This is a genomic window from Xenophilus arseniciresistens (genome assembly GCF_028023875.1).
Classification (GTDB): Bacteria; Pseudomonadota; Gammaproteobacteria; order Burkholderiales; family Burkholderiaceae_C; genus Xenophilus; species Xenophilus arseniciresistens.
This window is the reverse complement of the sequence record NZ_JAQIPB010000003.1, coordinates 624,212-645,210: the sequence shown is the minus strand read 5'-3', so window position 1 is coordinate 645,210 and position 20,999 is coordinate 624,212. Positions and strand designations below refer to the sequence as shown.

Here is a 20,999-nt window from a genome sequence, read left to right as displayed (position 1 = left end):
GATAGTGGACGCCCTATGACCGCTCGTGCGCTGCGTTGGCTGGTGGTTGCTGCCTTGCTCTGGAGCGGCTTCTGGCTCCTCTGGGCCTGGCAGCGCGGCTCCACAGCCGTCTGGCTTGCGTCGGCGGCACCCTGGTTCACGCTGTGGCTGGCCCTGGGCCTGGAGTTCGCCTTCGCTGCGCTGAGCAAACGGAAAGAGGCCGAGCGCCCTGGCGGCTGGGCCCTGCTGAGGGCGTGGTGGCGAGCCTGCTGGGGCGCGCTGGTGGTCTTCGGCTGGCTCCAGCCCTTTCGCGCCAGGGCATGGCCCGACCGATTGCAGCCAAGGCCTGGGCGTCGCGGCGTGGTGCTGATTCACGGACTCGCCTGCAACCGCGGCTTCTGGGCGCCGTGGCTGCGTGAACTCACGCAGGACGATCGCTGCTTCATCGCGCTGGATCTGGCGCCGCCCTGGGGGCCCGTGGAGCGCCATGTGCCCGCGCTGGACGCTGCCGTGCGTCAGGTGCACAGGGCCACCGGCCTCGCGCCCCTGCTGGTGTGCCACAGCATGGGTGGGCTGGTGGCGCGCGCCTGGCTGGCCACCGTGGCCGACGCGCAGGCGCATAGGGTCGTCACGCTGGGCACACCGCACGCGGGCACCGCGCTGGCCCGCGCCGACCTGTGGGGCCTGGCACGGCGGATGCGCCTGGACGAGCCAACGCTCTGCGCGCAGGCGCAACACTTGGGGCCGGACTGTCGCGCGCGATTCACCTGCTGGTACTCGCTGTGCGACAACATCGTGTTTCCGGCCGCGAATGCGCGCCTGGCGGGCGCCACGAACTGCCATGCGCACGGGCGAGGGCATGTCGAACTGGCCTTCGATCCGGCGGTGCGGCGGCAGACGCTGGCTCTGCTGGCAGGCCCGCCGTGCGGAGAATGCGCCACGCACGTAGACAAAAGTCCTCTCGGTGACACGGGACTTGATCCATTGGCTGATCAGAACTAGGGAAAACCCTAAAATGACACCCATGCAATCCGTGAAGACCCTTTTCAAAGCAGCCCTGGGGGCCGGGGCCTTCCTGCGGCCGGCCGTGGTTGAGGCCCAGTCGTCGGCGGCCGGTGGTCGTGAGGCGGCCCCGGCCTATGTGGCGCCGGCCCTGCTGCCGATCCGCTCCATCGGTCCGCGCGAGCGGGGCCGCATCCTCAAGCACCTGCTGGAGCTGTCGCCTCGCGACCGCTATCTGCGCTTCGGCTATGCCGCGTCGGACGAGCAGGTGGGCCGCTATGTCGACGGCCTGGATTTCGAGCGTGACGAGCTGTTCGGCATCCACAACCGCCGGCTGGACCTGATCGCCATCGCGCATCTGGCCTTCGCGCCAGCCGGCCAGCACAGCGACTGCGCCGAGTTCGGTGTGTCCGTGGCCGCGCACGCGCGCGGCCGCGGCTATGGCGCGCGCCTGTTCGAGCGCGCAGTGGTCACGGCACGCAACGAAGGCGTGGGCATGCTGTTCATCCATGCGCTGAGCGAAAACACCGCGATGCTGCGCATCGCACGCAAGGCCGGCGCGACGGTGGAGCGCAGCGGCTCGGAGTCCGAGGCCCATCTGGTGCTGCCCAAAGCCACCTTCGACAGCCGCATGAACGAGATCGCGCTGGACCACTATGCCGAGGTGGACTACCAGTTCAAGGCCCGCGCCAAGCAGTTCTGGTCCTTCCTGGCCGGGGTGCAGGACGTGCGCAGCGGCGTGCAGAGCGCGCGTCAGCAGTCGGGGCGCTGAGCGGCGTCTTCCGGCCCGCCGCCGCAGGGCCGGCATCCCGGCGTTTCCAGGGTGACGCGCGCATCCGCTATCCTTGGGCCTCCTCAACTACCGCCCTCCCGCAGTGGCAGACCCTCATCCTGAGCGCGCGCACGGTGTGCGCGACGACAAGCGCAGCTTTTTCCAGAAGTTGGCCGAGTTCATCAACCCCGGCCCCGATTCGCGCGACGAACTCATCGAAACCCTGGCCGAGGCCGAAGACAACGACATCATCGGCGCGGATTCGCGCGTGATGCTCGAAGGCGTGCTGCGCATGGCCGACATGACGGCCGGCGACGTGATGGTGGCGGCGCCACGCATGGACCTGGTCAACATCGATGCGGCCTATGAGGACCTGCTGCACCTCGTCATCGACACGGCCCATTCCCGTTTTCCCGTCTACGAGAACGACAAGGAAAACATCATCGGCATCCTGCTGGCCAAGGACCTGCTGAAGCTGCAGCGCTCGCCGGGGCTCAACATCCGCGCGCTGCTGCGTCCCGCCACCTTCGTGCCCGAGAGCAAGGGCCTCAACGACCTGCTGCGCGAGTTCCGCGGCAACCGGAACCACCTGGCCATCGTCATCGACGAGTTCGGCCGCGTGGCGGGCCTGATCACGATCGAGGACGTGCTCGAGCAGATCGTGGGCGAGATCGAGGACGAGTTCGACATCGCCGAGGACGAGGGCGACATCTTCGGCCTGGCCGACCACACCTACCGTGTGAGCGGCGACACGCCCATCGAGCGCGTGGGCGAAGCCTTCGGCATCACCTTCGACGCCGAGCAGCTCAGCGAGGACTTCGACACCATCGGCGGCCTCATCGCCCATGAAATGGGCCATGTGCCCAAGCGCGGCGAACGCCATGTGGTGGGCGGCTTCGACTTCCTGGTGCTGCACACCAAGGGCGGGGCCGTGCGCTGGTTCAAGGTGTCGCCCGCGCGCGGCGAAGAGCCGGCTGCTTGAGCTTCCCGCGCGCGTCCGCGTTGCTGCGCGCACTGGCCTTCGTGCTGGCCGGCCTGGCGCAGGCCGCATCCATCGCCTCACCCTGGGACGGGCAGCCCCAGCCCTGGCTGCAATGGCTGTCGCTGGCCGCCCTGGTGGCCCTGCTCGACGGCCTGCGCGCGCAGGGGGCGGGCTGGATGCGTGCGGGCCTGCACGGCTGGTTCTTTGCCACTGCCTGGCTTTGCGGCACCTTCTGGTGGCTTTTCATTTCGATGAACACCTACGGCGGCCTGGCCGCGCCGCTGGCCGCGCTGGCGGTGCTGGCCCTGGCTGGTGCGCTGTCTCTGTACTACGCCGTGGCGGCTGCGCTGTTCGTGCGGCGTGCGCCCGACCAGCCGCTGCGCGCTGCGCTCCTGTTTGCCCTTCTGTGGACGCTGGCCGAGCTGGTGCGCGGCAGCTGGTTCACGGGCTTTCCCTGGGGCGCCGGCGGCTATGCGCATCTGGATGGCCCGCTCGCGGGCTACGCGCCCTGGCTGGGCGTGTATGGCGTGGGCGCGGTGTCGGCCTGGTTGGCGGCCGTCTGCGCCCTGGCACCGCGGCGCGGCCGTGGGCTGTGGCGCCAGCACTTGGCGCCTGCGGCAGTCACCGTGCTGTGTCTGGCGCTGCTGCCGCTGGCCGGCAAGGCCTGGCTCCAGCGCGAAGGCGCCCAGGGTTCGGCCGGCACGCTGCGCGTGGCGCTGCTGCAGGGCAACATCCCGCAGGACGAGAAGTTCATCCCCGGCACGGGCGTCGCCACGGCGCTGCGCTGGTACGGCGAGCAACTGCGCGACGCCACCGCGCCCCTGGTGGTCACGCCGGAAACGGCCGTGCCGCTGCTGCCGCGCCAGTTGCCGCCGGGCTACCTGGAGGCCATCGCGCAGCGCTACAGCCAGGGCGGCCAGGCCGCGCTGGTCGGGCTGCCCTTTGCCGACCGCCCACGCGCCTACAGCAACACGGTGCTGGCTTTTGCGCCCGGCCAGGCGCAGCCCTACCGCTACGACAAGCACCACCTGGTGCCCTTTGGCGAGTTCGTGCCGCCGGGCTTTCGCTGGTTCATCGAACTCATGAACATCCCGCTGGGCGATTTCCAGCGCGGCGGGCTGGGCCAGCCCGGCTTCGAATGGCTGGGCCAGCGCATTGCGCCCAACATCTGCTACGAGGATCTGTTCGGCGACGAGATCGGCGCGAGCTTTCGCGACGCGGCGCGCGCGCCCACGCTGCTGCTGAACGTGAGCAACATCGCCTGGTTCGGCAACACCGTGGCCATCGACCAGCATCTGGGCATCTCGCGCATGCGCGCGCTGGAGTTCCAGCGGCCCATGCTGCGCGCCACCAACACCGGCGCCACCGTGGCGATCGACCACCGCGGCGTCGTCACCCACGAATTGCCGCGCCACACGCGCGGCGTGCTCGAAGCCGAAGTCGAAGGCCGCACGGGCATCACGCCCTATGCCTGGTGGGTGTCGCGGCTGGGGTTGTGGCCGTTGTGGGTGCTTTCGCTTGCAGGGGTGCTCGCGCTGGCGCGCCGGCGCCAGCGCGACGACGGCCCGATCTGATCCGCCGGGCCGTCAGCGCCCATCAGAAATCGCCGGTGACGGCCGCGCTGCGCACCGATGCCGCCAGCGGGAAGCTGGGCGTGGTCGACTGGCAGCTGAAGCGCGCATAGATCTCGTCGTTGCCGACCCAGTCCTCGTCCAGCGAGTCGCGGTCCACCGTGCGGCTGAAGGCGAAGTTGCCATCGGCCGTGACGGTCTGGGACGCGATCGAGAACAACGAATCGTCGGCGCCGGTGAGGCCGCTGTCTTCGCCCCAGATGCGGCAGCCCAGCCGGAACTTGAGGCCGAGCTGCTTGATGAGGGCTTCCTCGAAGGCGTCGAAGTTGACGCGCACCGTGGCGTCGACCTTGGCTTTGGATGTGCCGGAGATCAAGGTGATGCGCAGGTTGGGGTTGGAGAGTGTTGGCATTTTTTGCCTCCCTGAAGAACTGACCACGGACCGAGAAGGAAGACCACCGGCTTGCAGGTCCGCAAGGCATGCCGGGGCCGCGATGCGTGAAGCCTGCAAGGGCTGTGCACCGTGGCACGAATGCTAGGTTTGGACACCTGCGCGGTCGTCTTTCCAAAGCGCTGGGCTGAAGGCCGACGCGCGCGCCTGCGCCGGCCGCCGGCCCGATGGCCGTCCGGTCGGGGCGCAGGGCCGATGGCGGAGGCGTAGACCGTTCGCCGCCTGGCCAAAGAACCGGGCTTAGGGCTTGCGGCATCAGCCTTCCCAGGCGCATTGCACAGCCCTTCCGGCGGGCTTGACGCAGGTCATTGTTGGCGCAGGCGCACGCACTGCAAGGCCTTCCATGGCGACCGGGCCTGGCGGGGCATTGATAATGCCGGGCTATGTACGAGATGAAGGGCCGCATCCCATGCGGATGCCGCAAGCACGCAGGCCCATGGAGCGAAACTGAAAAATGGCCGAATCTTTCTCCTATGACCAACTGATCGCCTCGGGCGAAGGACGGCTGTTCACGCCTGAAAGCGGCCGCCTGCCGCTGCCGCCGATGCTGATGTTCGACCGCATCACGCACATCGCCAGCGACGACGGGCCGCACGGCCTGGGCACCATCCGCGCCGAACTCGACGTGCGGCCGGACCTGTGGTTCTTCGAATGCCACTTCCGCGGCGACCCCGTGATGCCCGGCTGCCTGGGCCTGGACGCCATGTGGCAGCTGATCGGCTTCTACCTGACCTGGCTGCGCCTGCCCGGCCGTGGCCGCGCGCTGGGCGCGGGCGAGGTCAAGTTCACCGGCGAAGTCGGCCCCGACGTGAAGCTCGTGACCTACGAGATCGACATCAAGCGCGTGATCAAGCGCAAGCTGATCATGGCCATCGGCGACGCACGCCTGCTGGCCGATGGCAAGGAAATCTACGTGGCCAGCGACCTGCGCGTGGGCCTGTTCGAACGCGCGGTGCAGGCAGGGAGTCCGGCATGAAGCGTGTCGTCATCACGGGCGCGGGCATCGTCTCGTGCATCGGCAATGACCAGGCCAGCGTCACCGAATCGCTGCGCCAGGGCCGCTCGGGCATCCGCGCGATGCCCGAGTTCAAGGAGATGGGCCTGCGCAGCCAGGTGGCCGGCGTGCCCGACATCGACCTGGACGCGCTCATCGACCGCAAGCTGCGCCGCTTCATGGGCGATGCGGCGGGCTATGCCTACATCTCGCTCAAGAACGCGATCGCGCAGGCGGGCCTCGCGCCCGAGCAGGTCTCGCACCCGCACACGGGCCTGATCATGGGCTCCGGCGGCGCCTCGCCCGCCAACCAGATCGAGGCCGCCGACACGCTGCGCAGCAAGGGCATCCGCCGCGTCGGGCCCTACCAGGTCACGCGCTGCATGGGCTCCACCGTCTCGGCCAACCTGTCGACCGCCTTCGCCGTCAAGGGCATCAACTTCTCCATCACCTCGGCCTGCAGCACCTCGGCGCATTGCATCGGCGTGGCCGCGCAGCAGATCGCCTTCGGCTTGCAGGACGTGATGTTCGCGGGCGGCGGTGAAGAGCTGAGCTGGGGCCTGGCCATGCTCTTCGATGGCATGGGCGCCATGTCCAGTGCCTACAACGAGACGCCCGCGAGCGCCTCGCGCCCCTACGACGCGAACCGCGACGGCTTCGTCATCGCGGGCGGCGGCGGTGCCCTGGTGCTCGAGAGCCTCGAACACGCGCAGGCGCGCGGCGCCACCATCCTGGCCGAGCTGGTGGGCTTCGGCCTGTCCTCGGACGGCGAAGACATGGTGGCCCCTTCGGGCGACGGCGCCATCGCCTGCATGCGCCAGGCCATCGCCTCGGCTGGCAATCCGACCATCGACTACGTGAACACGCACGGCACCTCCACGCCCGTGGGCGACCTGCCCGAGCTGCGCGCGCTGCGCGAAGTGTTCGGCGACGCGGTGCCGCCCTTCTCGTCCACCAAGTCGCTCACGGGCCACTCGCAGGGCGCCACGGGCGTGCAGGAGGCGATCTACTGCCTGTACATGCTGCAAGCCGGCTTCATGGCCGGCTCGGCCCACATCGAGAACCTGGACCCCGCGGCCGAAGGCCTGCCGGTGCTGCGCGAATCCCGCGATGCGCCCATCCAGACGGCGCTGTCCAACAGCTTCGGCTTCGGCGGCACCAACGCCAGCCTGGTGCTCAAGCGCTGGCAGGGTTGACGGCGCGCGCCGGGCGCACGCCCTGAAAGAAAAGAGGCCGCAACAAGCGGCCTCTTTTTCATTCATGCGCCGCGCGCGCCCAACTCAATAGAGGCCCGGCACGAAGCGCCAGCTGCGCTGCATGTAGGCCGCATAGGGCGCGCCGAAGTACTGCAGGCACTCGGCCTCGTCGCGCCAGGCCGTCAGCAGCAGCGCCAGCGTGGCGATGGCCACCAGCAGCGCCGCCGGCAGGCCGGGCTGCTTGAGGAAGATGCCCCAGGCCAGCGCCATGAGCGAGGCGTACATCGGGTGGCGGATCCAGCGGAAGATGCCGCCGGTCACCAGCGTGGCCGTCTTCTCGAAGCCGAACAGCGCCGGGTCGCTGCGGGCCTCGTCGTGCCGGCCGCGGGCGCGCATCTCGCGCAGCGCCAGGCTCACCAGCACGATGGAGGTGGCCAGCAGCGCCCACGACAGGCACTGGCGGGGCGAGAACATGTCGCGCTCCCAGTGCGGGTAGTTCAGCAGCAGCAGCGCCAGGATGGCCACGAAGCCGAAGAAGCGCGCGAAGCCGTGCGAGCGCGGCTGGCGCAAGGCGCCGCGCGAGACCCAGGCCAGCGCGGCCGTGCCCAGCGCGAACAGCAGGGCGTGAACGGGGGCCAGGTGGGACATGGCGCGCGATTATGGATGCCCTTCACGGATGGCGCCGGCGGGTTCGTCCGTTCCGACGATGCGCCCGCCCCGGCCCGCGCCCACACTGGCTGCGCCCGCGTGCCGCGGGTGGCATGCGGCGCGCGGCGCGCGCTGTGCACACAGGAGCATCGGTGCCATGGACTGGACCCTGACCGAGGACGAGCGGGCCTTTCGCGACGAGGTGCGCGCCTTTCTGGCGCAGGCCCTCACGCCCGAGCTGCGCGAGGCCGGCCGCCGCTGCTCGGGCATCTTCAGCGACTTCGCCGAAGGCCAGGCCTGGCACCGCATCCTCGCGGCGCGGGGCTGGAGCGTGCCCCACTGGCCGCGCGAGCATGGCGGCACCGGCTGGTCGCCCATGCAGCAGTACCTGTTCGCGCGCGAACTCGCCGCGGCCGACGCGCCGCCGCGCGCGCCCATGGGCACGCACATGGTGGCGCCGGTGATCATGGCCTTCGGCACGCCAGCGCAGCAGCAGGCCTGGCTGCCGGGCATCCGCAGCGGCGAGGACTACTGGTGCCAGGGCTACTCGGAGCCCCAGGCCGGCTCGGACCTGGCGGCGCTGCAGTGCCGCGCGGTGCGTCAGGGCGAAGGCGAGGACGCGCACTACGTGATCGACGGCACCAAGATCTGGACCACGCACGCGCACCATGCCAACCGCATGTTCTGCCTGGTGCGCACGGGCCAGGCGGCCAAGCCGCAGCAGGGCATCAGCTTTCTTTGCTTCGACATGGCCACGCCCGGCATCACGGTGCGGCCCATCCCGAGCATGTCGGGCGATCACGAGCTCAACCAGGTCTTCTTCGACGGCGTGCGGGTGCCGGTGGCCGGGCGCATCGGCGAAGAAAACCAGGGCTGGAGCGTGGCCAAGTACCTGCTGCAGCACGAGCGCGGCGCGGCCTGGTCGCCGCTGCTGCGGCGCCGGCTGGCGCGGCTGCGCGCCCACGCCGCGCAGCAACGGCTGGTGCCGCAGGACGCGCCGCGGCTCGCGCAGGCCATGGCCGAGCTCGATGCGGCCATCGACGCGCTGGAGGCCAGCGAGCGCCGTGCCCTGCGCGCCCAGGCCCGCGGCGAGCCGCCCGGCGCGGCGCCTTCGCTGGGCAAGATCGCGGGCTCCGAACTGCGCCAGCGCCTGACCGAACTGCAGCTCGAAGTGGCCGGGCCGCAGGCCGCGCTGGCGCTGCCGCTGGGCGATGGCGACCACACCCCGCTGCCGGTGGCCGAGGCCGCGGTCTTCGCCATGTCGGCCTACCTCAACGACCGGGCGGCCTCCATTTATGCGGGCACCAACGAGATCCAGCGCAACATCGTGGCCGCGCAGCTGCTGGCCCAGCCCGCGCCCGAGGCTGCATCGGCCGACGAGCCGCTGCCGCCCGACCTGGGCATGCTGTGCGACAGCCTGGCGCGCTACCTGCGCGTGCATGCGCCGGTGCCGCGCACCCGGCAGCCGGCCGAAGGCGCGGCCACGCCCGCCTGGTGGTTGGGCCTGGAATCGCAACTGGGCCTGCTGATTGCGGCCCGGCCCGAGGACGAGGGCGGCCTGGGCGGCGGCCTGGCCACCCACATGGCGCTGATGCGCGTGCTGGGCACGGCCCTGGCCGGGGAGCCCTACCTGGGCCGCGCCGTGCTGGTGCCGGCCCTGCTGCAGCGCCTGCCTTCGGCGCGCGCCGGCGCGCTGCTGCAGGCCGCGGTGGCCGGGCAGGTGCGCATCGCCTTGGCCCATGCCGAACCCGATCAGCCCGACGGCCGCAGCCTGGCCGGCACGCAGCTGCGGCCCGGCGCCGGCAGCAGCGGGGCCGCGTGGCAACTGAGCGGGCACAAGAGCGCGGTGCGCGGCGCCCACGACGCCACGCACCTGCTCGTCAGTGCGCAGACGCCCGACGGCCCGGCCCTGCTGTGCCTGCCCGCCGATGCGCCGGGCCTGCAGCGGCGCGTGCTGCCGCTGCGCGACGGTGCCATGGCGGCGGAGCTGTGCTTCGAGGCACTGCCCTGCACACCGGACGATCTGCTGGGCCCGCCCGGCACGGCCACGGCCGAGGCCATCACGCAGGCGCTTGACGAAGCCACCCTGGCCGTGTGCGCCGAGGCCATCGGCGTGCTCACGCGGCTGATGGGCGACACGCTCGACCACGTGCGCCAGCGCCGGCAGTTCGGCGCGCCCATTGCCAGCTTCCAGGCCGTGCAGCACCGGCTGGCCGACATGCAACTGGCGCTCACGCAGGCCCGCGACTGGGTCGGTGCGCTGGCGCAGGCGCCGCTGCACACGCCCGCGCAACTGGCGCGTGCGGCCTCCTCGGGCCATCTGGCGGTGGCGCATGCCTGCCGCAGCGTGGGCCAGGGGGCGGTGCAGCTGCATGGCGGCATGGGTATGACCGAGGAACTGGCGGTGGGCCATTTCTTTCGCCGCGCCACGCTCATCGCGCAGCAGTTCGGCACGCCGGCCTGGCATGCGCGGCGGCTGGCTGCGCTGGGGCCGGGCTAAGAACGCGTTTTCGCGCGCGCTGCGCCCATGGGGGGCGCAGCGGCCGCGCATCCTTGCAGGAGCCATCCATGCCTTTGTTCTTTGTGCGACTTGCCCTTCTTCTTGGTGCCGCCCTGGGCGCCGGCGCGCCCCACGCGCAGGGCGCCACGCCCACCCAGGGGGTGAGCAAGGACGAGATCGTCCTGGGCACCATCCAGGACCTCTCGGGGCCCGTGGCTTCCTTCGGCAAGCAGATCCGCGCCGGGCTGCAGCTGCGCATCGAAGAGATCAACGAGCAGGGCGGCATCCATGGCCGCAAGGTGCGGCTGGTGGTGGAGGATTCGGGCTACGACCCCAAGAAGGCCGTGCTGGCGGCGCAGAAGCTGGTCAACCAGGAGCGCATCTTCGCCATGGTGGGCCACATCGGCACGGCGCAGAACATGGCGGCCATGCCGGTGCAGTTCAGCAAGAGTGTCATGAACTTCTACCCCATGACGGCCGCGCGCGAGATGTACGAACCCTTCCACCGGCTCAAGTTCGCCTTCGTCACGCCCTACTACGAGCAGGTGCGCGTGGCGACCGAGGCGCTGGTGAAGGAAAAGGGCGCCAGGAAGGTCTGCACCCTCTACCAGGACGACGAGTACGGCCTGGAGGTGATGCGCGGCGGCGAGGACGGCCTGAAGAAGCTGGGCATGGCCTACGCGGAAAAGACCAGCTACAAGCGCGGCGCCACCGATTTCAGTTCGCAGGTGGCACGGCTCAAGGCCGCGGGCTGCGACTTCGTGGTGCTGGGCACGATCATCCGCGAAACCATCGGCGCCATCGGCGAGGCGCGCAAGAGCGACTTCAACCCCACCTTCCTGGGCTCGGGCGCGAGCTACACCGACCTGATCCACAAGCTCGGCGGCAAGCCCATGGATGGCTTTTACGCCGGCATGGTGGTGCAGCACCCCTACCTGGACGACGCCTCGCCGGCCATCCGCTTCTGGGCCAACAAGTACAAGACCCGCTTCAACGAGGACCCGGGCGTGTTCTCTGCCTACGGCTACGCGATTGCCGACGCCTTTGCCGTGGTGGCGGGCAAGGCCGGGCCGCAGCTGAGCGTGGACCGCTTCGTGCAGGTGATGGACAGCCTGGTGCTGCCGCCCGACATGTTCGGCAACCCCGAGATGCGCTTCGGCCCCAGCCAGCGGCTGGGCAGCAATCTCACGCGCGTGGCGCAGATCCAGGAGGGGCGCTGGCGCGTGGTCAAGGACTACGGCAAGTGAGCCGTTGCCACGGGGCTCAGATCAGCCGCAGGTCGCGCGCCGCCGCCCCGCCCGGGAAGACCTGCGCCACCTGCGCCGGCGACAGGCCATAAAGGCGCTGGAACAGGCCGCCCAGCACCGCCCGGTATTCGTTGAGCACGGGCCAGTCGCGGTTCTGGAACAGCGTGCCGGCCGTCAGCGCCTGCTGCTCGCCCACGATGCGCCCGCCGGCCTGGGCCGAGAGGCCGCCGCCCAGCACCCAGTACACGGTGCCGTGGCCATGGTCGGTGCCCTTGTTGCCGTTCTCGCGGAAGGTGCGGCCGAATTCGCTGATGACCACCACCACCGTGTCGCGCCAGGCCGCCTCGCCCATTTCCTCGGAAAAGGCGGCCAGGCCGCGGCCCAGGTCGTTGAGCCGGTTGGCCAGCACGCCGGTGCTGCCGCCCTGGTCGACGTGGGTGTCCCAGCCACCCACGTCCACGAAGCCCAGGTCGTAGCGATCGCGCATCAGCCGCGCCATGCGCCGCGCCACCAGCTCGAAGCCCTTGGCGCTCATCGCATCGCGGCTGGCGGCCTGCATTTCGGCCTGCAGGCTGCGCTGCACCTCGTCGCGCAGCGCAAAGCCTTCGGCCACCGGGGCCTGCAGCGCGCCGCCCTGGTACATGGCGGCGATGGCCTCGCTCTGGCGCGGGCCCAGCGCCTGCCGGCCGTTGGCGGCCAGGCCCATGTTGCCCACGCGGGTCTGGCCGCGCAGGGCCAGCGGCAGCTGGTCGGTGAAGGCGATGGGCGCCACTTCCTGCACGGGCCCGGCGCCCAGCACGCCGGCCAGGCGGTTCAGGAAGCCCGAGCCGTAGTCGCGCCGGCCCTGCAGGGGCTGGCCCAGTTCGATGCCGTCCTGCGTCTCGAAATGGCTGCGGCTGAGGTCTTCGGTGCCCGCAAAGGGGATGAAGCTGGCCTGCCCGCGCTGCCACAGCGGCATCAGGCTGTCGGCCAGAACGGGGTGCAGGCCCCATTGCGCGTCCAGCGCCAGCGCGCCGCCGGCCTGGCCCGGCCGCGCGATGGCGATGGAGGGGCGGCTCTGGTAGTAGAAGTCGCTGGCCGTGGGCACCAGGAAGTTGCAGCAGTCGTAGGCGCCGCGCAGGAACACCAGCAGCAGCCGCGCGTCCTGGCCGGCCGGCGTGGCCAGCACGCGGCCGGCCGCGCCCGCCAGCGGCGCGGCGGCCAGGCCCTGCAGCAGGCGGCGGCGGGAGAGCAGTGAGGGCGAGAAGGTCATGGCAGCCTCCGGTTCAGCGGTACATGCGCTCGGGCGCCGACAGCAGGTAGGTGTTCCAGTCCTGCGGGTTGCCGGCCTGGGCCAGGGTCTGGCGCGTGGCGGGCGCCAGCGTGGGCTGCAGGCGTTGCACCAGCGGTGATTCGGCCAGGGCCGGGAAGGGCGGCTTTTCCAGCGGCGCGCGCGCTTCGCTGCGGAACAGCACGGCGCCGCTGCCGCCCAGCGCGCGGGCGATCTCGAAGCGGGTGTTCATCTGGCTGGCGCTGGCCCAGGCCTGCTGGTCGAGCGGGTAGCCGTCGGGCGTCTCGTGGCCATAGGGCGCCTGGCCCAGCCGGTTGAGCCAGCCCAGCAGCGGGGCGCTGTCCTGCAGCACGCGCTCGCCATAGGCCAGGCGCACGCCGCCGAGGGTGTATTGCAGCGGGTCGCGGAACTTGTGGCCCAGCGATGCGCTGAATTCGGGGGATTCGAGCAGCGTGCGCATCACGGCCGCGATCTCGCCGTCGCTGCGCGCAAAGCGCTCCTGCAGCCGCGCCAGCAGCGCGGGCGAGGGCTCGTCGGCCACGAAGTAGCGGGCCAGCTTGCGCACGATGTGGCGGGCCGTGGCCGGCGCGCGGGCCAGGCGGTCCAGCGCCTCGTCCACCTCGGCCAGGCCGCTGGCGGCCTGCAGCGGCTGGCCCAGCAGGGTCTTGGGCTTGGCGTCGTGGCGCGCGGGGTTGAATTCGAACACGCCCTCGCGCAGGTACTGGCCGGCCAGCGCCGGGGGCAGCTTCGGCACAGGCGCCTCGCCCGGCGCGCGCAGGTTCACGCCCAGGCCCGTGAGCACGCGCGCCATCTCCTGCACGTCGGCCTGGCTGTAGCCGCCGTCCACGCCCAGGGTGTGCAGTTCCAGCAGCTCGCGCGCCAGGTTCTCGTTCAGGCGGCCCGCGGCGTTCTGCTGGTTGTCCAGGTACAGCAGCATGGCCGGGTGCCGCACCACGGCGCCCAGCAGGTCCCTGAAGCGCCCCAGCGCGTGGGGGCGGATGGCCTGGTCCTCGAAATCCGCAACCAGCGGGCGCACGGGGCCCTTGCGGATGCTGACGTGGAAATGGTTGCTCCAGAACCAGCTCATCAGCTCGTGCAACTGGTCGGGCGCGTAGAGCGCGCGCAGCACGAAGCGCTGCTGCGTCTCGCGCACGACCTGGTTCATGGCCTGCGCGTGGGCCAGCCGCGCCGCGCGCTTGGCTTCTTCGTCGGCGCCCAGCCCGGCGATGGCCCGGGCCTGGCTGTCCAGCGCCATGGCCAGCTGCTGGCGCGGCTCCTGGCTGATGCGCAGGGCGTCGATCTGGCGCTGCGCCGCCTCAGGCAGCGGCGCGGGCCGCGCGTGGGGCCGCAACTGCCGGCCTACCCAGCGCGAGAGGCCCTCGCGGTCCACCTCGGCCACGGTGCCCGGGCTCAGGCCCCAGCTCAGGCGGTCGATCCAGGCCAGCCGCGCCGCCTCGTCGCGCGGCGCGGGCAGCGCAGGAGACAGCGCGCAGCCCGTGCCGGCCAGCGCCACGCCCGAGAGGGCCAGCAGGCACACATGGCGGCGGCGGGGGGAAAAAGGCATGCGGATCTCCGAGGCGGGTGCGCCGGCCGGGGCGCTTGTGCATCAACGAGATCCCAGTGGACAGGAATTCACGGCGCGGCGGTGTAAAGAAACCCAACAGTGTTGTGAGCCATCGCTTCTGCCTGCGCGCGCGCCGTGGCCGCCTATCGCTCAGGCATGCACCTGCAGCGGCAGCTTGCGCACCTCGGCCGCCACGAAGCCGGCGCTGCCGGGCGTGAAGTCCCAGCGCTCCAGCAGGCAGTGGCGCGGGTGCTCGGCATCTGCGAGCGGGCCGCGGATCAGGTTCACGGAATTGGGCGCGCCCGCGCGCACGCGCGAGGACACGGCCGTGCCGGCCTGCACCGCCCAGGCCGTGCCGCGCGCGCCAAGCGGCGCTGCAAAGGGCAGATGGATGTGGCCGCCCAGCACCAGGTCCACGCCAGCCTGGGCCCAGCGTTCGCGCGCGCGGGCATGGCCGTGCAGCAGGTTGCTGCGGTCCTCGGGCCTGGTCACCACCAGCGGCTGGTGCACGGCCACCACGCGCAGCTGGCCCGGCCTGGCGGCCTGCAGGCGCCGGGCCACGGTTTCGATCTGCCCGGCCGAAAGTTCACCGTCCTCATGGCGCCACCAGCGCGTGGTGTTCAGGGCCTGCACCAGGCAGTCGGCGCGGTCGAGCACGGGCTCGCGCTGCGTGCCGAAGGCTTCCTCGAAGCGGCCGTAAGGCGTGAACAGCCGCGCGCCCAGCGCATACAGCGGAATGTCGTGGTTGCCGGGGATCACCAGCGTGTGGGGCACCTGCAGCCGGTCCAGGAAGGCGCGCGCCGCCGCAAACTGCGCCCGCGTGGCGCGTTGGGTGATGTCGCCCGTCAGCAGCAGCACATCGGGCGCCTGCGCGCGCACCCAGTGCACCAGCGCTTCCACCACGGCAGGCTGCTCGGTGCCGAAGTGGGTGTCCGAGATCTGGATGAGAACGCTCATGCGTCAGCTCTTTTCATCGCCGGGCCGCCCCAAGATGAAAAGCCCCCTCGGGGGGCAGCGGACCACGCGAAGCGGGGGAGCGTGGGGGCCATTTTTCATCGCCGGGCCGCCCCAAGATGAAAAGCCCCCTCGGGGGGCAGCGGACCACGCGAAGCGGGGGAGCGTGGGGGCCATCATCCCCTCTCGCGCTCCAGCGATGCGGGCTTGACCAGCCAGAGCGGCTTGGGCGAGACCCTGAAGCGCAGCGGCATCTGCATCCAGCGCAGTTCACCATCGGTGGCCACGCGCACGCGCTGGCCGCGCGGCGCCTGCGTGGCCGCCACCTCCAGCTCCCGGAAGGAAAGGCTGCGCACTTCGCTGGCCTTGTCCAGCCGGCCCAGGCCGGCCTGCACCAGCAGGCCCAGCATCGCGGCGCGGCTCAGGGGTTCGAGCGCGATGGCCGCCAGCTCGCCCTGTTCCACCGCTTCGCCCTGTTCCACGCCCACCTGCTCGAACTGCAGCGGGTTGTTGCCCACGAACAGGGTGGGCGTGCGCAGGGTTTCGGTGCGGCCGGCCCAGCGCGCCTGCAGCTCCCAGGTGCGAAAGCCGCGCATCAGCGTGAACAGGGCCGCCAGCAGGGCCACGCCGCGGCTGCGGCCGTAGCGGGCCTTGTAGCTCTCCCGGTCCTGCAGCAGCCGCGCGTAGAAACCCATGCTGGCGTTGACCAGAAAGGTGCGCTCGTTGACCAGGCCCACCTGCACCGGCTCGGGCCGGCCCTGCAGCAGATGGGCCACGGCTTCCTGCGGGCTGGCCGACAGGCCATGGGCGCGGCTGAAATAGTTGAAGGTGCCCTGCGGCAGCACGCCGAAGGCGCAACCCCGGGCCACGGCCTGGTGCGCCACCGCGTTGATGGTGCCGTCACCGCCCGCGGCCACCACGATGCCGCCTTCGCCCAGCGCGCCCTGCACCGCCCGTGCGATCACGGGCTCCAGCGGCTGGTGGCGCGGCAGTGGCAGCAGATGCAGCGGCCGGCCGGCCTGGCGGCAGGCCGACCGCAGCGCCTCTTGCGTGTCCGGCCAGGTGCCACGTCCTGATTTGGGGTTGAAGACCACGAAGAGCGGGGCGGGGTTGGCGAGGACGGGAGCGGACATGAATCGGGCGGCGATCAGGGCGTGCAAAAAAGGCCCTTCGAGTCTGCCGCAGGGCCCGCGGCGGCCCGGTGGGGGACGGCACGGGTCTGCGTGTCGGCCATTTGCCCCTGATGCGGTGGGCGCGGGCCGCCCGCCCGCCTTCTAAAATGTGCAGTTCTCCGCCCTTGCCCCCGCTGCGCCGCCTGCTCTTGTTGTGTGCGTGCGCGGCTGCGGCGCCCCGGGGGCGCGACCCCTGAGCCCCAGCCCATCCATGCTGACCTTCCAACAGATCATCCTCAAACTGCAGGCCTACTGGGACGCCCAGGGCTGTGCGCTGCTGCAACCCTACGACATGGAAGTGGGGGCCGGCACTTCGCACACCGCCACCTTCCTGCGTGCCATCGGTCCCGAGCCGTGGAAGGCCGCCTATGTGCAGCCCAGCCGCCGCCCCAAGGACGGCCGCTACGGCGAGAACCCCAACCGCCTGCAGCACTACTACCAGTACCAGGTGGTGCTCAAGCCCGCGCCGGCCAACATCCTGGAGCTGTACCTGGGCAGCCTCGAAGCGCTGGGCTTCGATCTCAAGAAGAACGACATCCGCTTTGTGGAAGACGACTGGGAGAACCCCACGCTGGGCGCCTGGGGCCTGGGCTGGGAGGTCTGGCTCAACGGCATGGAAGTGACCCAGTTCACCTACTTCCAGCAGGTGGGCGGCATCGACTGCAGGCCCGCCACGGGCGAGATCACCTACGGCCTGGAGCGCCTGGCCATGTACCTGCAGGGCGTGGACAACGTCTACAACCTCCAGTGGACCGAAGGCCTGAGCTATGGCGACGTCTACAAGCAGAACGAGATCGAGCAGTCGACCTACAACTTCGAGCACTCGGACGCGGATTTCCTGTTCACGGCCTTCAATGCGCACGAGAAGCAGGCCAAGCACCTGATGGAGCAGCAGTTGGCGCTGCCGGCCTACGAGCAGGTGCTCAAGGCCGCGCACAGCTTCAACCTGCTGGATGCGCGCGGCGCCATCAGCGTGACCGAACGCGCGGCCTACATCGGCCGCATCCGCAACCTCGCGCGCGCCGTGGCGCAGAGCTATTACGACAGCCGCGAGCGCCTGGGCTTCCCGATGGCGCCGCGCGAATGGGTTGCGCAGATCCCCAAGAAAGACAACAGCAAAGAAGTGAAAGTGGCGGCCTGAGATGACGAACCCCAACCTGCTCGTCGAACTCTTCGTCGAAGAACTCCCGCCCAAGGCCCTGCGCAAGCTGGGCCAGGCCTTTGGCGATGTGCTGCTGGCCCAGCTGCGCGCCCAGGGGCTGGCCGATGGCGCCTCGCTGCTCGTGCCCTACGCCTCGCCGCGCCGGCTGGCCGCGCACATCACTCATGTTGCCGCCCGCGCGGCCGACAAGCCCGTCTCGCAAAAGCTCATGCCCGTGAGCGTGGGCCTGGACGCGGCCGGCAACGCCACGCCGGCCCTGCGCAAGAAGCTGGCCGCGCTCGGGCTGGCCGAGTCGGCCCTCGCGCAGCTCAAGCGCGCGATGGACGGCAAGGCCGAAGCCCTGTTCCATGAAAGCGTGCTGCCCGGCGCCACCTTGGCCGAAGGCCTGCAGAAGGCGCTGGCCGAGGCCATTGCCAGGCTGCCCATTCCCAAGGTCATGAGCTACCAGCTCGAAAGCGGCTGCGAGCTGCCGGGCTGGACCAGCGTGAGCTTCGTGCGCCCCGCGCACGGCCTGGTGGCGCTGCATGGTTCCGAAGTGGTCAGCGTGCAGGCGCTGGGCCTGCAATCGGGCCGCGAGACGCACGGCCATCGCTTCGAGGCCGCCGTGGACCCGGTGGTGCTGCAGGGTGCCGACAGCTACGCGCTGCAGCTGCAGGAAGAGGGCGCCGTGATCGCGGGCTTCGAGGCCCGCCGCAACGAGATCGCGCGCCAACTGGCCGCGGCCGCCGTGGCCGTGGGCGGTGGCGTGGAGCCGATCCAGGACGACGCCCTGCTCGACGAAGTGACGGCCCTGGTCGAGCGCCCCAACGTGCTGGTGTGCGAGTTCGAGAAGGAATTCCTCGAAGTGCCGCAGGAGTGCCTCATCCTCACGATGAAGGCCAACCAGAAGTACTTCCCGCTGCTGGATGCGCAGGGCAGGCTGACGAACCGCTTCCTGGTGGTGAGCAACATCCGCCCCGAAGACGCCAGCGCCGTGACCGGCGGCAACGAGCGCGTGGTGCGCCCGCGCCTGGCCGACGCCAAGTTCTTCTTCGACCAGGACCGCAAGAAGACCCTGGCCTCGCGCGTCGAGGGCCTGGGCAAGGTGGTCTATCACAACAAGCTGGGCACGCAGGGCGAGCGCGTGGAACGCGTGCGCGCCATCGCCCAGGCCATTGCTGCCCAGCTGGGCGACGCCGCGCTGGTGGCGCAGGCCGACCAGGCCGCACAACTGGCCAAGACCGACCTCGTGACCGACATGGTGGGCGAGTTCCCCGAGCTGCAGGGCATCATGGGCCGCTACTACGCGCGCAACGATGGCCTGGACGAAGCCGTGGCCGACGCCATCGAAGACCACTACAAGCCGCGCTTTGCAGGCGACGAGCTGCCGCGCGGCCCGGTGGGCCTGGCCGTGGCGCTGGCCGACAAGCTGGAAACGCTGGTGGGCATGTTCGGCATCGGCAACCTGCCCACGGGCGACCGCGACCCGTTTGCACTGCGCCGCCATGCGCTGGGCGTGGTGCGCATGCTGATCGAACGTGATTTGCCGCTGGACCTGAGCGCGTTGGTGGGCATCGCCGCCCAGGCCCTGGGCCCGCTGCTCACGCAGGCCGATGCGCAGGCCCAGTTGCTGGAATTCATCTACGACCGCCTGGCCGGCAACCTGCGTGAGCAGGGGGCCAGCGCGCAGGAGGTGGACGCCGTGCTGGGCAACCGCCCCGAGCGCCTGGCCGAAGTGCCCAGGCGCCTGGCGGCCGTGCGCGCCTTCGCGCAACTGCCCGAGGCGCCCGCGCTGGCCGCGGCCAACAAGCGCATCGGCAACATCCTCAAGAAGTCGCCCGAGGCCGATGCGCATGTGAACCCCGCCTTGCTGCGCGAGAGCGCCGAAGTCGCGCTGTACGAAGCCGTGCAGGCCGTGGTGCCGCGCTCCGAGGCCCAGTTCCAGGCTGGCGACTACACCGCCTCGCTGCAGAGCCTGGCCCAGCTGCGCGCGCCGGTGGACGCCTTCTTCGACGGCGTGATGGTCAACGCCGAAGAAGCCGACCTGCGCCTGAACCGCCTGGGCCTGCTGGCCTCGCTGCACCACGCGATGAACCGCGTGGCGCTGCTGGAGCGGCTGGCCTAGTCTGAAGCCCAGGAGGCGAGCCGCCATGCCCCATTCCCCGCTCAAGCTGGTCATCCTCGACCGCAACGGCAGCATCAACGTGCACCGCGACGACTTCGTCAAGAGCGAGACGGAGTGGACGCCCATGCCCGGCGCCCTGGAGGCCATTGCGCGGCTCAACCATGCGGGCTGGCATGTGGTGATCGCCTCCAACCAGTCGGGCCTGGGGCGCGGGCTGTTCGACATGGCCTCGCTCAACGCCATGCACGCCAAGATGCACAAGATGCTGGCCGCCGTGGGCGGGCGCATTGACGCCATCTTCTACTGCCCGCACAGCCCCGACGAGGGCTGCGACTGCCGCAAGCCCCGGCCCGGCCTGTTCCACCAGATCGGCGAGCGCTACGGCGTGGACCTGGCCGGCGTGCCCACCGTGGGCGATTCGCTGCGCGACCTGCAGGCCGGCGCCGCCGCTGGCTGCGAGCCGCACCTGCTGCTGACCGGCATGGGCGAGGCCTGCCGCGGCGTCGATCCGCTGCCGCCCGAATACCCGGCCGGCACCCAGGTGCACGACGACCTGGCGGCCTTCGCGCAGCACCTGCTGGCGCGCGAGGCCCAGGGCACGCTGAAGCTGGCCGTGTGAGGGCGGGGCCGCGCGCGCCCGGGTCGCTCCCACAGCAAGGACAGACACACGACGACAACAACAACGACAAGACTGCGATGGCATTCGTGCGTTCCGTGCTGCATCTGATCTGGATGCTGCTGACCGTCATTCCCTGGGCCCTGGTGATGCTGGTGGCTTCGATCTGGCGCCGCGGCGAGCCGCTGTGGTGGATGGCCGTGCGCTGGCTGCGCTGGGCCATCGAGGGCGCGCGCGTGCTGTGCGGCGTGCGCACGCGCGTCACGGGCATGGAAAACCTGCCGCAGGACAAGCGCGCCGGCGCGGTGCTTCTGGTCAAGCACCAGTCCACCTACGAAACCTTCCTGATGCCCACGCTGATGCCGCATCCGCTGGCCTACGTGTTCAAGAAGGAGCTGCTGTACGTGCCCTTCTTCGGCTGGGCCATGGGCCGGCTGGACATGATCCACATCGACCGCAGCCAGCGCGCCCAGGCCTTCAACAAGGTGGTGCTGCAGGGCAAGCGGCTGCTGGCGCAGGGCGTGTGGATCATCATGTTCCCCGAAGGCACGCGCACGCCGCGCGGCGCCCAGGGCGTGTACAAGACCGGCGGCGCGCGCCTGGCCATCGAGACCGGCGCGCCGGTGATCCCCATCGCCGTCACCTCGGCCAAATGCTGGCCGCGCAAGGCTTTCGTCAAGCGGCCCGGCGTGGTCGACGTGTCCATCGGCCCGGCCATCCCCAGCGTGGGGCGCAAGCCCGACGAGCTGATGGCCGAGGTGGAGGCCTGGATCGAAGGCGAGATGCGCCGCCTGGACCCCGAGGCCTACGCGTGA

The 20,999-nt window shown here is 70.7% G+C and carries 18 protein-coding genes; 12 read left to right on the top strand and 6 right to left on the bottom strand.

Annotation, left to right across the window (positions count from 1 at the left end; translation table 11 throughout):
* Window positions 1–15: 15 nt before the first annotated feature.
* The 4 genes from PGB34_RS11640 (at window position 16) to lnt (ending at window position 4,309) form a co-directional block, all read left to right on the top strand.
* Window positions 16–981, top strand: coding sequence for an esterase/lipase family protein (locus PGB34_RS11640; RefSeq protein WP_271428238.1), 966 nt, complete (start codon window positions 16–18; stop codon window positions 979–981).
* Window positions 982–1,003: 22 nt separating this feature from the next.
* Window positions 1,004–1,753, top strand: coding sequence for a GNAT family N-acetyltransferase (locus PGB34_RS11635; RefSeq protein ID WP_271428237.1), 750 nt, complete (start codon window positions 1,004–1,006; stop codon window positions 1,751–1,753).
* 103 nt (window positions 1,754–1,856) lie between these two features.
* On the top strand, window positions 1,857–2,735 hold the full coding sequence (locus tag PGB34_RS11630; protein WP_271428236.1) for an HlyC/CorC family transporter: 879 nt from the start codon (window positions 1,857–1,859) through the stop codon (window positions 2,733–2,735).
* Window positions 2,732–4,309 carry an apolipoprotein N-acyltransferase gene (gene lnt / locus PGB34_RS11625; RefSeq protein ID WP_271428235.1) on the top strand — a complete coding sequence of 526 codons (1,578 nt, stop codon included), beginning with the start codon at window positions 2,732–2,734 and terminating at the stop codon, window positions 4,307–4,309. Before PGB34_RS11630 ends, lnt begins: the two co-directional genes overlap by 4 nt.
* Before the next feature lie 22 nt (window positions 4,310–4,331).
* Here lnt and PGB34_RS11620 read toward each other — a convergent pair whose 3' ends face one another.
* Window positions 4,332–4,718, bottom strand: a complete 387-nt coding sequence (locus PGB34_RS11620; RefSeq protein ID WP_271428234.1) for a hypothetical protein — start codon at window positions 4,716–4,718, stop codon at window positions 4,332–4,334.
* A 493-nt stretch (window positions 4,719–5,211) separates the two neighbouring features.
* On the opposite strand from PGB34_RS11620, the gene fabA reads away from it, so the two are divergent.
* Window positions 5,212–5,733, top strand: coding sequence for a 3-hydroxyacyl-[acyl-carrier-protein] dehydratase FabA (gene fabA, locus PGB34_RS11615; RefSeq protein WP_271428233.1), 522 nt, complete (start codon window positions 5,212–5,214; stop codon window positions 5,731–5,733).
* Window positions 5,730–6,947, top strand: coding sequence for a beta-ketoacyl-ACP synthase I (gene fabB / locus PGB34_RS11610; protein WP_271428232.1), 1,218 nt, complete (start codon window positions 5,730–5,732; stop codon window positions 6,945–6,947). The genes fabA and fabB overlap by 4 nt, the downstream gene beginning before the upstream one ends.
* Window positions 6,948–7,031: 84 nt before the next feature.
* Here fabB and PGB34_RS11605 read toward each other — a convergent pair whose 3' ends face one another.
* Window positions 7,032–7,595, bottom strand: coding sequence for a methyltransferase family protein (locus tag PGB34_RS11605; RefSeq protein ID WP_271428231.1), 564 nt, complete (start codon window positions 7,593–7,595; stop codon window positions 7,032–7,034).
* 157 nt (window positions 7,596–7,752) lie between these two features.
* Here PGB34_RS11605 and PGB34_RS11600 point away from each other — a divergent pair, with 157 nt between their 5' ends.
* Both PGB34_RS11600 and PGB34_RS11595 read left to right on the top strand, forming a co-directional pair.
* Complete coding sequence (locus PGB34_RS11600; protein WP_271428230.1) at window positions 7,753–10,095, top strand: acyl-CoA dehydrogenase family protein; 2,343 nt, start codon at window positions 7,753–7,755, stop codon at window positions 10,093–10,095.
* A 68-nt stretch (window positions 10,096–10,163) separates the two neighbouring features.
* On the top strand, window positions 10,164–11,342 hold the full coding sequence (locus tag PGB34_RS11595) for an ABC transporter substrate-binding protein (protein ID WP_271428229.1): 1,179 nt from the start codon (window positions 10,164–10,166) through the stop codon (window positions 11,340–11,342).
* 16 nt (window positions 11,343–11,358) lie between these two features.
* Here the strand turns inward: PGB34_RS11595 and PGB34_RS11590 are convergent, their stop codons facing one another.
* The 4 genes from PGB34_RS11590 to PGB34_RS11575 form a co-directional block, all read right to left on the bottom strand.
* The gene (locus PGB34_RS11590) at window positions 11,359–12,594 is read right to left on the bottom strand and encodes a DUF1501 domain-containing protein (protein ID WP_271428228.1); all 1,236 of its coding nucleotides are present in this window, start codon (window positions 12,592–12,594) and stop codon (window positions 11,359–11,361) included.
* 13 nt (window positions 12,595–12,607) lie between these two features.
* On the bottom strand, window positions 12,608–14,176 hold the full coding sequence (locus PGB34_RS11585; RefSeq protein WP_271428227.1) for a DUF1800 domain-containing protein: 1,569 nt from the start codon (window positions 14,174–14,176) through the stop codon (window positions 12,608–12,610).
* A 150-nt stretch (window positions 14,177–14,326) separates the two neighbouring features.
* Entirely contained in the window at window positions 14,327–15,133 is an 807-nt protein-coding gene (locus tag PGB34_RS11580) for a metallophosphoesterase family protein (protein WP_271428226.1), read from the bottom strand.
* Window positions 15,134–15,306: 173 nt separating this feature from the next.
* Complete coding sequence (locus PGB34_RS11575) at window positions 15,307–16,263, bottom strand: diacylglycerol/lipid kinase family protein (RefSeq protein WP_271428225.1); 957 nt, start codon at window positions 16,261–16,263, stop codon at window positions 15,307–15,309.
* 250 nt (window positions 16,264–16,513) lie between these two features.
* On the opposite strand from PGB34_RS11575, the gene glyQ reads away from it, so the two are divergent.
* The 4 genes from glyQ to PGB34_RS11555 all read left to right on the top strand — a co-directional run bounded on the left by glyQ (window position 16,514) and on the right by PGB34_RS11555 (window position 20,999).
* On the top strand, window positions 16,514–17,443 hold the full coding sequence (gene glyQ / locus PGB34_RS11570; RefSeq protein WP_271428224.1) for a glycine--tRNA ligase subunit alpha: 930 nt from the start codon (window positions 16,514–16,516) through the stop codon (window positions 17,441–17,443).
* A gap of 1 nt (window position 17,444) precedes the next feature.
* Window positions 17,445–19,568 (top strand): glycine--tRNA ligase subunit beta, encoded by a 2,124-nt coding sequence (gene glyS, locus PGB34_RS11565; RefSeq protein ID WP_271428223.1) that lies wholly within the window; start codon window positions 17,445–17,447, stop codon window positions 19,566–19,568.
* A 25-nt stretch (window positions 19,569–19,593) separates the two neighbouring features.
* The gene (gene gmhB / locus PGB34_RS11560) at window positions 19,594–20,187 is read left to right on the top strand and encodes a D-glycero-beta-D-manno-heptose 1,7-bisphosphate 7-phosphatase (protein WP_271428222.1); all 594 of its coding nucleotides are present in this window, start codon (window positions 19,594–19,596) and stop codon (window positions 20,185–20,187) included.
* 77 nt (window positions 20,188–20,264) lie between these two features.
* The gene (locus PGB34_RS11555) at window positions 20,265–20,999 is read left to right on the top strand and encodes a lysophospholipid acyltransferase family protein (protein WP_271428221.1); all 735 of its coding nucleotides are present in this window, start codon (window positions 20,265–20,267) and stop codon (window positions 20,997–20,999) included.

Bases quoted from the DNA above. Each gene is read 5' to 3' on its own strand.
- PGB34_RS11640 (WP_271428238.1), top strand. From the start codon at position 16: ATGACCGCTCGTGCGCTGCGTTGGCTGGTGGTTGCTGCCTTGCTCTGG.
- PGB34_RS11635 (WP_271428237.1), top strand. From the start codon at position 1,004: ATGCAATCCGTGAAGACCCTTTTCAAAGCAGCCCTGGGGGCCGGGGCC.
- PGB34_RS11620 (WP_271428234.1), bottom strand. From the start codon at position 4,718: ATGCCAACACTCTCCAACCCCAACCTGCGCATCACCTTGATCTCCGGC.
- fabA (WP_271428233.1), top strand. From the start codon at position 5,212: ATGGCCGAATCTTTCTCCTATGACCAACTGATCGCCTCGGGCGAAGGA.
- fabB (WP_271428232.1), top strand. From the start codon at position 5,730: ATGAAGCGTGTCGTCATCACGGGCGCGGGCATCGTCTCGTGCATCGGC.
- PGB34_RS11605 (WP_271428231.1), bottom strand. From the start codon at position 7,595: ATGTCCCACCTGGCCCCCGTTCACGCCCTGCTGTTCGCGCTGGGCACG.
- PGB34_RS11600 (WP_271428230.1), top strand. From the start codon at position 7,753: ATGGACTGGACCCTGACCGAGGACGAGCGGGCCTTTCGCGACGAGGTG.
- PGB34_RS11595 (WP_271428229.1), top strand. From the start codon at position 10,164: ATGCCTTTGTTCTTTGTGCGACTTGCCCTTCTTCTTGGTGCCGCCCTG.
- PGB34_RS11590 (WP_271428228.1), bottom strand. From the start codon at position 12,594: ATGACCTTCTCGCCCTCACTGCTCTCCCGCCGCCGCCTGCTGCAGGGC.
- PGB34_RS11585 (WP_271428227.1), bottom strand. From the start codon at position 14,176: ATGCCTTTTTCCCCCCGCCGCCGCCATGTGTGCCTGCTGGCCCTCTCG.
- PGB34_RS11580 (WP_271428226.1), bottom strand. From the start codon at position 15,133: ATGAGCGTTCTCATCCAGATCTCGGACACCCACTTCGGCACCGAGCAG.
- PGB34_RS11575 (WP_271428225.1), bottom strand. From the start codon at position 16,263: ATGTCCGCTCCCGTCCTCGCCAACCCCGCCCCGCTCTTCGTGGTCTTC.
- glyQ (WP_271428224.1), top strand. From the start codon at position 16,514: ATGCTGACCTTCCAACAGATCATCCTCAAACTGCAGGCCTACTGGGAC.
- glyS (WP_271428223.1), top strand. From the start codon at position 17,445: ATGACGAACCCCAACCTGCTCGTCGAACTCTTCGTCGAAGAACTCCCG.
- gmhB (WP_271428222.1), top strand. From the start codon at position 19,594: ATGCCCCATTCCCCGCTCAAGCTGGTCATCCTCGACCGCAACGGCAGC.
- PGB34_RS11555 (WP_271428221.1), top strand. From the start codon at position 20,265: ATGGCATTCGTGCGTTCCGTGCTGCATCTGATCTGGATGCTGCTGACC.